The organism is Bradyrhizobium sp. B025, from assembly GCF_042257955.1.
Classification (GTDB): domain Bacteria; phylum Pseudomonadota; class Alphaproteobacteria; order Rhizobiales; family Xanthobacteraceae; genus Bradyrhizobium; species Bradyrhizobium diazoefficiens.
On sequence record NZ_CP170150.1, the window covers coordinates 7865799 to 7879849 of the forward strand.

Consider the following 14051-nt stretch of genomic DNA (forward strand, 5'->3'; position numbering starts at 1 on the left):
ACGCCGCTTGGTGGCGCGGCGAAACAGTCAAGATATGTCACTGCTAGCCTTTTTTCTTGGCCACAGCCCAAGAAAGACTAAGAGAGCACCGATGCCGCCAGTAATCGCTGCGACGGTCTTCCACGCCGGATCGATTTCGGCGAGATAAGTCTTCGTTCTGTCCCACAGCGTTACGGTGATCGGGATTTCCACCCGCTTCGTCAAGACGTTCACCACGGCATCAGGAATGGTCTTGTTCTTGCTCTTCAGTTGCAAGTGGGCAAATACCTCAAGGGTCAAGACCACCCTCCCCGTTCGCTCCGGCTTGACATCCCATATCCATTTGGCGGCGCTCAAGCGCGTCACTGGCTGCCGCTCTTGTTTATCGCTGCGAGGCGTAACCTCTGCGTCGCCCTTGGGAGCGCTTAGTCTCGCAGACATCTGATCGGCACCACGAAGCTCAAGCTTCTGAGGGTCGCCGGGGAATGATGCGATCAGATCGTCGCCGCTTCCGCGCTTGTCACCTTCGATGATGAATATAATCTCAGTGCTGCGGTCGAAAGGAATTGTCTTAGGCCAATTGAACTGTGCAGAGAACTGCTCCAGCTTTCCATACAGAGCGTCGAGGGGATTACGGTCGCCACCCTGATCCCTCCACTCAGGCGGGATCGAAGCATCTTGTGCTCGCACGTGCCACTCTATTTCACGTGGGCTGCGTCGGTTGGACAGTGGAGCCATATAAGTCAGGATTACCGCCGTCTCCAAGACGGCGATCACCGCAATCCCAACAATGGCGCGGCGCTTCGTGTGTATGGGCCAAGGCAAAAGCAAGCGACAAGCTCCGTGGAGACAGGCCGACTTCAACCTACGCTAGTGTTCGTTCTATTGCCCGTCAAGGACAAGTCGGACATTGGACTCCTTGCCATGTGAGATGGCCTAGGCTTCTTGGCGTGCTAGCGGGCATATCCGCTACCCAACAAGACTCCCAGTCGCCGAACGCCCCGACCCTAATTTTGAGCCCCGTGATTCAGCGCCGCAAGCTGATGCCATTAGCGAGCTCTTCGGCTTCGAATGCGCGCTCAACTCGCTACCATTACACTACTACGTTCACAGTTCTGGTGGTGCTCCGGATCGCAAGTCCCAGAAGATGCCGTTGACGACACGAGGGTCGTCCACCCGAGGAGCGCCGCGCGGCCCGATTGCAGCATCGGCTTGATGGCAGTAGCAAAGCCGGTTACAGGCACATTAAAGAGGCTTGCCGGGCACTATTATTATTTTCCGATCACTTGTCCCTCTGCACTACCACACTTGAGGATAGGCTGTCAGCCGAGCACTGAAACGAAAGGCCGCTGTATTGCAAATCGATATCATCGCCGCTCTTCACCAACGCCCGCTTGAGGCAGCGAACCGCCCCCTCTCGAAAATCCTCGGCCGCTCCGCCCAGTGCAATTGCTGCGGCGCGCCCGAAGTAGTCGAAGAAGCTTGCGCTCGGGTACTTATTTTCGACATCGGCAAAGAAGTTCACACTCTTGGCGTTCAGGCAACCGATTGATGAGTACTTCACGGCGGGGTGAAGAGCGAATACAGCGACAGAGCTGCGGCGACCTATGTTGACGCCCGGCACACGTGCGGCGAGTTCTCCGGCGACAGCGTCGCACTGATCCGCCTTCGCTTCGTATGTCGATGCGACGCAAAACCAAGCAGTACTAACAATTGCGACTAAGGTTCTTCGCATCAATTAGCCTTCCGCCTTAACGTATTCGCGCCACTGACCCCGGCCTTCACCCTGGGAAAACAACCTCATCTCTGTTCTCTCGGGTGTATCTTCGACGACGCGGGCCAACTCAATCACTGCGTCACAGAAGCGTCTGTAGACTTCAGAATCGTTTCTGCTCGAAACGTACCGCACCTGCTGTTGACCTCTGGCGACCTTCACTAAAGCGGGCGGCCCGACCAGCAAATTTATTGACCTCGCGGTCCATTGATCCATGATCACGCCCCGGGGCTTTCCGGGTGGCGGAAGAAAGAACAGCAACTTCGTATAGTACGCCGGTCCGCAGCCAGGCATCTTCCTCGCGCGAGTAAGATCGAAGTAGTGTGCGTAAGCTTGAAAGTGATCTAGTTCGCCCCGTCGAACCCTGTCGCAGATGAGTAACCATTCCGACGAGCTGAAAAACAGCCGCGCGTGATCTCGCCGCATGCCGCCCCACGCGAATATCGCAGCACATGCATCAATAGTCGCAACTGTCCGACTAGCTGCAAGGGCAAACAGATGTTCGCGGGTATGACGACCAGACGCCGGGATTTGCTCGCGCGTCAGCCGTAGATCGTGACCGATTGAACGGCTCCATTCGACTACGCTGTGTCCTTCCCACATGCCAACCGTGCTTCGTCTGAACTTCTCCAAATGAGCTGCGTGAAACAACATAACGGCTTAGCTCACGCTCACCGGACCTGAAGCTTCACAAAGCCTTGTAGCCCAGGCTCGTTCTTCCTGATTGAACTGACATCAAGAACGCAGACACCATCGCATTTAAGATCGAAAAATACGTTCGCCTTCACTTGCTGAGCCCCTTCGCCCTCTCGCCCCGCCTGGTGCGGAGATCCGCGCGGACGCATGATGGCGGGCGCGCCGCTGTTTCGCAAGACTTTGGAGCGCACCTCTTTGGGCAGGTGAGCAAGCGCTCTGGCTCAATCTGAGCCGCCGCGTGAGGAGGGCCGCGATCTCCACGACTCTCATATCGACCAAGCAATCAGGTCTGCTTCTGTCGGCCTGACAGATTCGGTAAGCTTATCATAGTTTTCTTATCGGAACGCGACTAAGCCGTTCTGGGCTCGGTGATCGACAAAGCAATCTTCAATTAAAGTCTTCGACCAACTGCCGAGTTTTCCGCGTTGGCTCTCTGTAACTCACGAGCTTCACATCGAGCTCAAAACGCGACATCGTCGTCAGTGCTCGCCGGATGGCCGCGTCAATCCAGTCTTCCTCGTTGCCAAAGGCTCCCCCGCCAAGATGCGTGAGCAAAACCACGTTCGACGTGCCCCGCTGCTTGTTCAGGACAGCAGCCAAGAGAGTGGCTTCATAGGCCGCCTCCAGAACGAGCGACGCGAAGGGCTTCCAGTGCGCCGACGGAACGCGGCTGTAGGCTATCGGGAGCGCCGAGCAAAACACCTGCGAAACGCGCGGGCGGTGCGCTGCTTCAACGTCGGTAACCTCCACATCGCTATGTACGCCGACGCGTAGCCTGCCGCGCAGCGTATCGAGCTGATCCAGCTTCATCGCTCTCAGGTGCTCCGCAATCGCATGAAGTCCGACACGGGTGCACAGGGCGTAACCGTTGGTCATCTGCCACAAAGCCTCGACCGGCCTATTCAGGTCCCCGGCCAGAGCTTCACCAACGTCGGCCAGTCCGTCGAGCTGGCGCGTTGCTGTCTGTCCGTAACTGTCCCCAACTGGAGCGAAGTAGTTCCTGTAGATCGTCGCCGCTCCAGCCGCAATTGCGCACGCGGGGCCTTGGGTGGGGTCACTTTGATAGCGGGTGACTCCATCTTCAGGTGTCACCTCCGGACCAGTCATCTCCAGCAGGTTGAATTGGGAGGCGACTTGAAACAAGGCACCAGCGTTCGAGGGCAATCGATGCATTTGTCGTACATCGCCGCGAACCACTTCCAGTCTCAGTCGTCCTTCCGGACAACTGAGGGAGGCTGACCGCTCACGCAGCGCCTGTAACGACACCAGTTCGAGCTCGCCGATGCCATAGCTTTGCCCGTTTACGAGGGATTGGAGCTCACCTCCCTCCACCTTGATCTTGGCACGCGTGTCAGCGTAGTTGCTCTCGCGAAACCCCGTCAATCGCTCGAACCAGTCCATTCCGCCCTCGCCCGCAATATGTCATTCGCCAGCTCGAAAGCGCCGGGGTCGCCCTTGGCGATGGTCCTTACGCCTGCCTTTTTCAGCTCCAGCCGCTTGTTCTTGATCCGGCCTTTCTTCTCGTCCTCGCCGAAATCGTAGATCAGGAGATAAACGTTGGGGTGGATCGACAGCTCGAGATTCCCCTCAGCAACCTGCCTGACGAGGTCATCGACCCGCCTGGCAGGGCTTTGGCCGCTGATTTCCAGCACGTTCTTGCAGACGCGGAGATAGGCATCGACCAGACTTCGCTGGTTCTCCTCGGCTTGAATGAACTGCTCGTACTTCTTGATCTGACCGATCACAGCCGTGGCATGCAGAGGAGACGCGGGGGCCTTTGCTCCCTTGGGAGGCTTTTCCCGGTCCCACAACTCACGATTATCCGCGCATTTCGCCTCGCAGAAGACCAGCTCGGCTTCGCCCGGTTTCCCCGGCACCAACACGGCGATATCCATCCGCGGAGCAGATAGATCGCCGTTCTCTCCAGCCTTGGTGAAGGCAATTTCGAGATCAACGACCTTCGGCTCTTTCTTGGCGATCTTGTGCACGCCGCTCTTTTCGGCCCCGGCAAATCGCGCAGCCGTCTTGATCAGTTGCGGCAAGGTGAGCTTGGACGCATACTCGGTGTTGACGATGGTCTTTGGGTCGAGATCGAACGCCTTTCCATCGAACGACACATACGGATCCTTTTTCTCGAGATCCGGCTTCACCAGATATTTGTAGTGGATGGCAAGGCGCGGCTGGCTGCTATCGCTGCCGCCTTTTCCGAAGGCAATCTTGAAGACGCTCTGACCTTTGACATAGGCGTTCAAATATCCGTTCCGGACTGCAAGCAACAGGTCCTTGCTCTCCAGAACCTCCTTCCACCAATTGTCAGCCGAGCTCTCCGCGAGCCCCTTCAAGCCTGCAATTTGCGGACCGGAAAGACCGCGCTTGAGGAAGTTCAGTTCAGACGTCAATCCATTCGCCATCGTTTGCCAATTCCACGTTGCTAAAGAGATCCGGAAACCGAAGCCGTTCAAACGTATGGATCGGGATCAGGCGCTTCGCTGCCACGGCGGCGGCAAGGCGCTTCAGGTCGGATGGACCGGCGTGTCCCGAGGTATGTATCGTTTCGAACGGCATGCCGCGGCGTTCGCAATCGGCCCTCAAGGCCGCCCCCGCATGGCCTTCGGCCAGATAGCCGTCCCATTGCGACCAGAACACCCTTGCGCCCGCAAGCGCATTGGCCTGCGCGAGATCGGACATCATCCAGCCCCGAAAGAGCATGACCGAGTGCGGGGCGCTCCCGGCGAGTTGCCCGGGCCAAATTCGAAAGCCGCGATAACCATCGACCAGCGCGGCAATCCCCTTGGCCTTCAATTGAACGCGCTGTCTTTGCGGGATGTAGACTGCGAGATTCGACCAGCCCGGCGCGGGCTGGGGAATGCTGTCCCGCCCCGTGGCCTTCAGCACCTCGGCGGCGTAGGCATCGATTATGAGGCTGCGGCCCGTTCGCTTCGCCGCGCGATAGATCGTAACCACCCGGTCGATGTTCTGGGCCGAGCAGGCGACCAGGGCGATTCCTTCGGTCTGCTCGAAGCGCGTGACGAACGTCTCCTCGAGGTCCTCCTCGGACGGAAACGTCTCGTCGTCAGACAAACGGCCGAGGCTCGATCCTTCCATCAGCATGAGGTCGATGTTGCGAGGCGGATCGCTGATCAGCGCGTCGAACAGCTTGCGTTTCCGGCCGTGAGCGCGGAGATCCCCGGAATAGAATATGCGCTTGCCGCAGGACGTGATTTCCATGGCGTAGGCATCAAAGCCCGAATGATCCACGAGGCGCGGCGTGACGGTGAAAGGGCCAATCTGAATTGGCTTGCGATGCTCAAGGTAGTGACTTGCATTCAAGGCGACGGCGTCGGGGACGAAATCGGCGGCCGCCCGGATGATGCTCTCAGTCGCCTTCCCCATGATCAGCGGAACCGCGGGGTTGACCTTCGGCACCAGGCCCCAATGGTCCCGATGACCATGAGACAAGACGATACCCATAAGGCTGGCGCTGACCGTGGAAAGCCCATCGACGTGGGGCAGCGGCGTGGAAGCAAGATCGCTGGCGTTCAACGGAAGACCGAGATCGAGCAGGATTCGGGCTCCCTCGCTCTCCAGCTCGATACAGGTGCCACCAATCTCCCGCGTCCCCCGATGGATTCGCAATCTCACTACGCGACCTCGTCCCCAGTCATTCCAATCCACCTATATTCAATCGAGGCCCCGAGAAATTTACACATTATGGAACATTTGCAAAAAATATTTGCCTAGCGAAGCAGCGCTCCTGATGTCAACTAGATTGGTTGCAATGGGAGGTCAATATGAACGAACGCATGACCTTCGCGATTGGAGACATCCACGGATGCTTGGAGGAGCTCAGGTCTCTGCTCGACGCCTGCCGAAAGAGCGCGGGCGACATCGAGCACGATTTCCTCTTCCTAGGCGACTATGTCGATAGAGGGCCTGCCTCCGACGAAGTGATTACCTGTCTGATGCGAGAACAGGCCAGCGCGCCGTCACGATTTCGCTGCCTCCTGGGTAATCACGACCATATGCTTTGCCTCGCCGCGGATCGGAGCCGCTCCGATGCCGACCTCATTCAGTGGTGGGCGAACGGTGGCGAAGAGACGCTGGATGCTTACGGCATAGACGACCCCTCCGATCTCCCGGCTGAGCACCTCGCGTGGATGAGAGCGCTGCCTCTTCAAGTTCGCGACGAGCACAGGTTGTTCGTTCATGCCGGAGTAAGACCCGGCGTTCCCTTGGAGGCCCAGTCCAAGGATGACATGTTGTGGATACGTGAGCCGTTCCTGTCCTCAAGTCTGTGGCACGGTGCTCTCGTGGTGCACGGCCATACGCCAACGGCAACGCGTGCTCCCGATGTTCAAGCCAATCGCGTCAACCTCGATACGGGAGCCTGCTTCGGGGGACCTCTCACAGCAGCGGCTTTTAGTTCGGTCCAGTCAGGCCCGCTGTTCTTTGTCAACAGCGACGGCTTGAAGTTTGAGCTGCGATCCGAGCCCACAAGAATGCGAAGCCCCAAAAGCCAGGTGCGCTGAAAAGGTCTCGCACTCGATACACTTCTCACCATATGGCTAAAGTTTTCGATCTGATCTGCTCCGGCAAATCGTACTTGCGCGGCCATGCATTGTAGGTAGAATCGGTGTTAGATTCATAAGTGACGTTTTATGCCAGGCAAGCAGGCAAAAATCTTAGCTGCTCACCAGATCGACAACCTCCTACTCTATGCCGAAACGACTCGGTATCCGCTTCGGGACCGCGCTATCGTCTTACTCTCTGTGAAGGCCGGTCTGCGAGCCGCTGAGATTGCAAATCTCACGTGGGATATGGTTCTCGACCCGAATGGTACCGTTGGCACAACTTTGGAGTTGAGAGACTGCGCTGCGAAGAAGGGGCATGGCCGAATAATCCCTCTCCATGCCGATCTTCGAGAGGCACTCTCGGCGCTTCAAGGGACATTCGACCCTTCACGGCCCGTCGTGCTTTCGGAGCGGGGCAGCAAGATGAAAGCGCGCAGCATCGTCATCTGGTTTAGTCGCGCATATCGCGCCGTCAATCTTGATGGCTGCTCCTCACATTCAGGTCGTCGAACATTCATCACGCGCGCGGCTAGGCTTGTTCACAAAGCCGGTGGCTCTTTGCGCGATGTCCAGTTGCTCGCTGGTCATCGCTCGATCCAGACCACGCAGGGGTACATCGATGGCGACAGCGACGCACAGCGGGCTTTAATTTGCCTGATCTAGGCCCCGGCTCGGCTAATCTATATCGGTCCCGAAAGGTGGCGACAGAGCTGGCTGCTCCGTGTACCGACCTTCTTGAACCACACAAGCACGCCGACGCTTTGATCCGCGCTGTCTGTACATTCGCTGGATCACTATCGTTGCTCGATGAGATCGACGAAGAGTTTCGTCACGCGGGCCTGGATCAAGCCGTCGCGTTGGGCAATACGCCGCCCATCTTCGATTGGCTCCTAACGGCGTTCAGCTTTCAGGGCATCTCCGACCAGGTTGCCCGTAACTACATGGAGAAGCATGGGACCGCGTCCTGGTCCAAAATGGAGGCAAGCCTCCGAAATTCGCCCTCCTGCCCAAAGCTCCAAACCTTCCCGGACTACGGGGGCTGCCGGTACGACAAGGGGAGCTTCACCTGTGCCGAGCCCGATCATATCGATGCCTGTCCAGTACCTCGTCCACACCTCCGGAACGGGCGGCTTAATCAGACCGCCTACAGCCTCTTTCTATTCGTCCGGGACATCGCTGGGGGCGATCTCATTGGCTGGATCGATAGCCAATTGGAAGCCACCACAGGGTTGTCTGACGCCGATCTGGAGGCTGCCAGACAGGAAACCCTGATCGGCCCGCTCCGAGAGGTTTTCGGTGTGGCCGACAAGGTCCTGACCAATGCACTGTCCTGGCTGATGATAGGCGCGCGCAACCACAGGCCCGTTTGGTTCGAGACCGGAAAGGCCATGCTGGTCATTGATACGCTGGTCCACAATTTCTTGCACAGGACCGGCATTTTGGAAAAATGCGGTATTCCCCATCGGTACGGCCCGGCATGCTACGCGGAAGGCGGCTGTGCCGAAATCATCCGACGTGCCGCGGAGCGGATTGATGCTCGCTCCTTTAATCCGAGCTTTCCAGAGTTTTTCCCGCGTTTTGTCCAGCACGCCATCTGGCGATATTGCGCCGCGGACGGCCTCGACCTGTGCAACGGCAACCGAATTGACGACCGCGAGGCGTGCCAAATCAGCTACTGCTACCTGTTTCGAATCTGCCGTCGAAAACCGCTAAAATCGATGTAATTTCATATATTTACTGTATTTACAGGTACTTGTTCTCGACCACTTATTAGCATATACTGTGCGAGCAAGGTCGATTCACGACTTAGCTGATTTTAGACTTGGAGATACTTCCGGGTTTACCTGAATTACCCTGAGCACTTCTTGGACTAAAATCACCATTCAATCGCGGATTGAGGGAGCCTGTCGGCTCCCTTCTGCATTTCTGGGAGCTAGTAGATGGGCAAGAAAACTGGGAAGGCCGCACCGGCAAAGGTTGATCAGGTCTACGTCCTAGGACTCGACGCCAATGGCAAGCCGCGCGGCGCTCGTTTCGCCGAGCTAAAGGACAGCATCGTGTCGGCGGCCATGGACATGAAGTGCCGCGTACTGATCGACCAGCCGGAAGCAGTGTCAGCGTTGGGTATGAAGCTGCCGGTGGGACGGGTCTACGGCGGCGGCAAGGTCGTAAAGCTGTTCGTCCCGAACATCAGGCGTGAACTCTACGACAAGATACTGGAAGCGGCGGGTCCGCTTGCTGACGGAGACCCTGCCGCGGAACAACAAAATGCTCCGGAGCAGGCTTCCAAGAACACTCAGATGAAGAGCGAAACGGACGCTGCGACGGAAGAAGTAAGATGCATCTCCCCGGTAACGTCCGGCCTACCTCGCAGTTGGGAGGAGATCGGCGTCGGCCACATGGTCTTGGCTCACGAGTCGCCTGATGATGGCTGGTGGGAGGCGGTGGTAGTCCAGCGGAACCAAGAGATTCTGACCTTGCGATATCGCGACGCACCCAAGCTCCCGAAGTTCATCAGGCACATCAACACGGTCGCGTTGGTCAACCCTGGCCCCGCCTGATTCTACCCGCCCTCGATTCCAAATAGGCTCGGACTGCGGCCCGGGCCACCCCCCTACCCACGCGCCGGACAGATTCCGGCATTCCCCAACATCACCGGAGAAAGCAACCATGTCGGTTGAACGGATTCGTGCGCTTAATGATCAGCTTCGAACGACTCTCACGGGCGGCAAGGCGTTCATGACGCCTGGCATTGCCGCGCTCGGACCAGAGACCGTTCAGCGTCTCCTGACGGCTATAGGGATTTTCGACGACTTCTGTATAGCCAACGATCCGCACAGCGAGCACGATTTCGGCGTGTTCGAATTTGAGGGCTCGTCCATTATCTTCAAGATCGAGTACTTCGATGCGAATTTCGAGTTCGGTTCACCCGACCCGGCCGATCCCACCGTCACCCGGCGAGTGATCACGCTCATGCTGGCCGAAGAATATTAAGCGACTGCTGGGCCGACCAACGTAACACCACTAGTCAGAAAGAAGCTTCGTCAAAGGCACGGAAAGCGCTTCAGCGATGCGGGCCATCACCAACAGGCTGGGGTTGCGTTTGCCTCGCTCGATCCCGCCCATATAGGTCAAGTCGATCTCGGCTTCGAACGCCAACTTCTCCTGTGTCATCCGTCGTTGCTGACGGATCCTCCGAACATTCCTCCCCAACACCGCGCGCCAATCCTGCATTGCGGGATCGAGCACCATCGGGCATATAGTCTCTAGGGATTATAGTCCCTATTCGTATCAACCTGTGCGGGCGCGCCAACGAAACATCGAAAGGATCGAATAATGTCCAGCGCCGAAAGCTCCACCAACAAAGTTTCCTTCAGCGTGTTTCAACCCCGTTATTTTTCGCTCTGTCTTTGCTCCTTGTCTTCGCCGGTACTTCCGTGTCGATCTTTGCGGCCATGATCGTGTGCGTTATCGCAGGTGTGGAGAATTCCGACTTGCAGGCCCGCATAGCTCTGGCCGCTCTGCTCATCGGTTTCGTTGGATCAATCTATCTGCTCATCAGGGCTAGACGCTCTCCGCCCTCGCAACAGCAGCAAGCGTGGGCAACCGCGAGCGCTCCCTCGCCTTTGCCGATTGTCTACGCGGTGCAAGACGACAAACGCGGAAGCGAGGAGCCCGCTGAGGTTGACAGGTACGAGGAGACATCAGAACCAGATAATGAAGATACTGAAGACGATGTCGATCAGATTCCCATGGTGTCAAATCGAATAGTCGATTGGTTAAAGGTCTGCACCACTCCGGTCTTGATCGCCTTCAATGCCTCAATCGTCTTTGTCGGTCTCGCTGGGACGCTCTCGCCAACGTTTGGAATGATAGGATTTGTTGTCGTACCGATAGCTTTTGTTTCTGCTTTAACGTCCCACCTCATGGGCACCCACTTTAACGTCTCCGGTGATCGGCTCTCTTATCCTTATTTTGCGTGGCGGCTAGGATTGCCGTTGTCCAGCATTCACGATGCCAACGCCCAGACCATTAACAAGCGCGGCGTCGATGTTTTGGCGAGCCTGGGCGAAAAGAATCCAAAATACAAAACCGTGCACCACTACCAAGTGAATCTGTCGGGAGAATTTGGTGCACGGCGCTTGATGTTCCGCTCCAAATTCAAGCGCGATCAATTTCTGAGCATTTTGCGAACGATCCGACCTGACGTGCGGATCACGCGATGGTCTTGATAGCGAGAATGCAAATGCGCTTATTTCTTACCATACTTCTTGTTCTGTCTTTCAACGCGGCACAGGCCGACCCCACCGAGGTCAAGATCAAGTGGAAGGGCGACTACGCTCACAATTCGAGCAAGCACTGGTCGAAGGACAACCCCTACGACAGCGGCTTCTCAAAGAACTTCAAGAACGGCACACCGCAGGAGTTCGGCGACGTGCAAAAGGACGGCGAGTTAAATGCCTTTATCTACTCGCCGAAGGATGCGAAGGGGCCGGTGCCGTTCGTGGTCGTTATGCATGGCTGCGACGGCATGGTCACTTCGGAGAAGGAGTGGACGGCACACGTCGCGGACGTGCTCAACAAGGAAGGCATCGGTGCGCTGGTGCTCGATAGCTACACCACACGTTACGTGGATGAAAGCTGCGGTCTGCCTGACCAGCACTGGGGCCGTCGGCGCGCTGACGACGCCTACTCCGCGCTTGACTATCTGATCGAGAAGAAGCTCGCGAGCGAAGTCTACGTCATGGGCTACAGCAACGGCGGCTTGGCGAGCCTCATGGCTATGACCAAGAAGGAAGCCGACCATCCGCACCACTTTGCAGCAGGCTTTCCGATTGCGCCGAACTGCTACAGCGTGATCACGAAATACGGCGACTACTACGCTCCGATGATCGTCTTTGTCGGCGATCAGGACAACGCGAACCCGCCAGCTCCGTGCCACGAGATGATGAAGAAGAAACGCGCGACACCGATCCAGTTGATCGAGTACCAAGGTGCCAACCATGGGTTCTTGCTCAACCAGCCGTCAAAGATCGGCGCGCATGGCTGGGCTTTGACCTACAATCCGGTAGCGGAGAAGGACATGATGCAGACTATCATCTCCGCGATCAAGACGAAGAAGTTTGCCAAAGGCGTTGAATCCAGATGACCACGAATACGCGCACAGTGGCGACACGGAGAACGGAGGTTCTTGGATTGGTCATGCGACTGACCAGGCAGAACGTGGATGCGATTGCACCGGGAAGCCACCTGCATTCAACCGGACTTTCGCATGCATTGTCCGGACTAGGCTCAACGCGCCAGATTAAGTAGCCGAAGTACGACGATGCGCTGGCATATCAGCGATTACGACCTGCTGCGTGCTCGCGTCCCAGAAGTAATAGATACGTAGGCATCGCCTAGGGTCGCGTGTGTTGCCGCCATTCTTGATATGCCAATCGGCAATGTGTGTTTGACCTTGCCATGACACTCTAAATTCATCAGCTCCGCATGGAGCATTTTTCACTCCAGCTTCTATAACGTAGTCTTTGAGCGTACCCTCTCCTCCTTCGAGGCGACGGTCGCGATATTCGTTTCCCAACCACAGCAAGCAGCGTGCGGCTAGCTCTAGGTGGTCGAACTCTGGATTTCTAACACCGCTACGCGCTTGAGGTGCGAGCACCACTCGACCTATTAGCTGTTGGTCGCACCAATCCCCAAATTCGCTCCATGCAGAAGGCAGCTTAATATCGGCGTCTGGTATCTGACCACGTTTCTTAATTTGGTCCAGGAGCTGCTGAATTCGGAAAGTTGCAGCACTGAGTTGCGCTTCGGCGGACTTCGCCCGCTCTTCGGCCTGCTTATGCTCGTCGAGGAGAAAAGCTTCAGAATCGCCTAAGCTCCTTAAATTCTCTTCGAGAACTTTTATTCGAGCAGTGGCCGCTTCAAGTTTTTGAGTATCGCTAGCTCCTTCTTGCTCCAATCGAGCTTGACTGAGTTGAAGCGATGCGTTGCGAATGGCCGTAAATGCTAGCACGTCCGTCCCGAGGCGGGTGCGACGAATACTTTCAGCCGCAGCGAATGATTTCATCCATCGCACGCATTGGCGGGCGCTCTCTACGGTCGAAATCTGCTCACGTAACACAAGTCGGTGGGAGTATGGACTTGCATCATCGGAAAACCCTGCGAGATAGGCGCGCACCGCTCCTCCGAATACCGACCGCTGCCTCCCAAACCGACTAGTCAATGCCCACGTATGAGCTGCTGGGACTATGACAATCTGACCGATTCCCAAAACAGCGCGAGCAAGAGTTGTGGCGTCTAGGATCGGTACATTCGGGTCCTCGGCGTCCTCGGGAACGGTCATGACGAAAACAGGCAGATTCCGAGAGGGGTCTATAAGAAGCTCAACAAGACGTTCGGCGTCAGCTTCCGACTCTATCAACCAGGGTTCTGCGGAGAGGTCTATCGGCCCACGCGATAGAATGCACTTCTCAGCGACTTGCTGAACAAATCCGGGTGTGTGTGGTTCAATGGCAAGGTTGTCTTCAGAAGTACTTGCCAATAATCGCGCACTAAATTGGCAAGGCTTGTCCGCAGCTAGACCGACGACGACCTCCGTCGTCCAAGAACGCCCTGGCACCGTCTTGTCGGGGTCGTCCGCGCGTATTGCCCAGATGTCTGTCTCGTTGTTTTCAATACGAACGACAGCACTGTTACGTCCCCCCGATAGGTAATCGAACTCTTCAAATTCCCAGGCATGATTGGGGAGACGGCCACCACTCCGCTTTTGAGCCCAGAATAGAACTTCGCGGCGTGCTGCTGCTGCTGCTTTTGCTTTGTCCTTACCATGGACAACGGCGGCAATGCGCAGGACTTCGTGCTCGCGGACGACAGACGGCATCCTTGCCGCAATAGGTTTCAATACGTCCCAAGGCGACGATAGGTTCACGTGACCACCCCCTGCACACTCCAGCGCAGGAAGGATATCAACAGTTGTGCCTTCTGGGCGAGGACGCGTTTGGCGGTTGCAGCGGGTCGAACACAAAGCA

The 14051-nt window shown here is 56.9% G+C and carries 15 protein-coding genes and 1 pseudogene; 7 read left to right on the forward strand and 9 right to left on the reverse strand.

Annotation, left to right across the window (positions count from 1 at the left end; all coding sequences use genetic code 11):
- Window positions 1–27: 27 nt before the first annotated feature.
- The 7 genes and pseudogenes from ACE10W_RS37215 to ACE10W_RS37245 form a co-directional block, all read right to left on the reverse strand.
- Window positions 28–810, reverse strand: a complete 783-nt coding sequence (locus tag ACE10W_RS37215; protein ID WP_375762469.1) for a hypothetical protein — start codon at window positions 808–810, stop codon at window positions 28–30.
- A 288-nt stretch (window positions 811–1098) separates the two neighbouring features.
- Window positions 1099–1187, reverse strand: a pseudogene (locus ACE10W_RS37220) (IS5/IS1182 family transposase); the annotation flags it as partial.
- A 74-nt stretch (window positions 1188–1261) separates the two neighbouring features.
- Window positions 1262–1717 (reverse strand): hypothetical protein, encoded by a 456-nt coding sequence (locus ACE10W_RS37225; RefSeq protein ID WP_375762470.1) that lies wholly within the window; start codon window positions 1715–1717, stop codon window positions 1262–1264.
- Window positions 1718–2407 (reverse strand): hypothetical protein, encoded by a 690-nt coding sequence (locus ACE10W_RS37230; RefSeq protein ID WP_375762471.1) that lies wholly within the window; start codon window positions 2405–2407, stop codon window positions 1718–1720.
- Between the two features lie 429 nt (window positions 2408–2836).
- On the reverse strand, window positions 2837–3850 hold the full coding sequence (locus ACE10W_RS37235; RefSeq protein ID WP_375762472.1) for a hypothetical protein: 1014 nt from the start codon (window positions 3848–3850) through the stop codon (window positions 2837–2839).
- The gene (locus ACE10W_RS37240; protein WP_375762473.1) at window positions 3829–4848 is read right to left on the reverse strand and encodes a hypothetical protein; all 1020 of its coding nucleotides are present in this window, start codon (window positions 4846–4848) and stop codon (window positions 3829–3831) included. The genes ACE10W_RS37235 and ACE10W_RS37240 overlap by 22 nt, the downstream gene beginning before the upstream one ends.
- Window positions 4838–6091: an MBL fold metallo-hydrolase gene (locus tag ACE10W_RS37245; RefSeq protein WP_375762474.1), complete on the reverse strand. Its 1254-nt coding sequence runs from the start codon at window positions 6089–6091 to the stop codon at window positions 4838–4840. Before ACE10W_RS37245 ends, ACE10W_RS37240 begins: the two co-directional genes overlap by 11 nt.
- 149 nt (window positions 6092–6240) lie before the next feature.
- Between ACE10W_RS37245 and ACE10W_RS37250 the strand changes: the two genes are divergently transcribed.
- From ACE10W_RS37250 to ACE10W_RS37270, 5 genes are all read left to right on the forward strand, one after another.
- Window positions 6241–6978, forward strand: a complete 738-nt coding sequence (locus tag ACE10W_RS37250; protein WP_375762475.1) for a metallophosphoesterase family protein — start codon at window positions 6241–6243, stop codon at window positions 6976–6978.
- 129 nt (window positions 6979–7107) lie between these two features.
- Entirely contained in the window at window positions 7108–7683 is a 576-nt protein-coding gene (locus ACE10W_RS37255) for a tyrosine-type recombinase/integrase (protein ID WP_375762476.1), read from the forward strand.
- Between the two features lie 137 nt (window positions 7684–7820).
- Entirely contained in the window at window positions 7821–8744 is a 924-nt protein-coding gene (locus ACE10W_RS37260) for a hypothetical protein (protein WP_375762477.1), read from the forward strand.
- Window positions 8745–8960: 216 nt separating this feature from the next.
- Window positions 8961–9581, forward strand: a complete 621-nt coding sequence (locus ACE10W_RS37265) for a hypothetical protein (protein WP_375762478.1) — start codon at window positions 8961–8963, stop codon at window positions 9579–9581.
- A gap of 109 nt (window positions 9582–9690) precedes the next feature.
- Window positions 9691–10014, forward strand: coding sequence for a DUF3768 domain-containing protein (locus tag ACE10W_RS37270; RefSeq protein WP_375762479.1), 324 nt, complete (start codon window positions 9691–9693; stop codon window positions 10012–10014).
- Window positions 10015–10044: 30 nt separating this feature from the next.
- On the opposite strand, the gene ACE10W_RS37275 is transcribed toward ACE10W_RS37270, so the two are convergent.
- Window positions 10045–10272, reverse strand: a complete 228-nt coding sequence (locus ACE10W_RS37275; protein ID WP_375762480.1) for a helix-turn-helix domain-containing protein — start codon at window positions 10270–10272, stop codon at window positions 10045–10047.
- A 185-nt stretch (window positions 10273–10457) separates the two neighbouring features.
- Between ACE10W_RS37275 and ACE10W_RS37280 the strand changes: the two genes are divergently transcribed.
- Both ACE10W_RS37280 and ACE10W_RS37285 read left to right on the forward strand, forming a co-directional pair.
- A complete protein-coding gene (locus ACE10W_RS37280) occupies window positions 10458–11252 on the forward strand; it encodes a hypothetical protein (RefSeq protein WP_375762481.1) in 795 nt (264 codons plus the stop codon).
- An 8-nt stretch (window positions 11253–11260) separates the two neighbouring features.
- A complete protein-coding gene (locus tag ACE10W_RS37285) occupies window positions 11261–12169 on the forward strand; it encodes a dienelactone hydrolase family protein (RefSeq protein WP_375762482.1) in 909 nt (302 codons plus the stop codon).
- Window positions 12170–12325: 156 nt separating this feature from the next.
- Here the strand turns inward: ACE10W_RS37285 and ACE10W_RS37290 are convergent, their stop codons facing one another.
- Window positions 12326–13951: a hypothetical protein gene (locus ACE10W_RS37290; protein ID WP_375762483.1), complete on the reverse strand. Its 1626-nt coding sequence runs from the start codon at window positions 13949–13951 to the stop codon at window positions 12326–12328.
- Window positions 13952–14051: the final 100 nt, after the last annotated feature.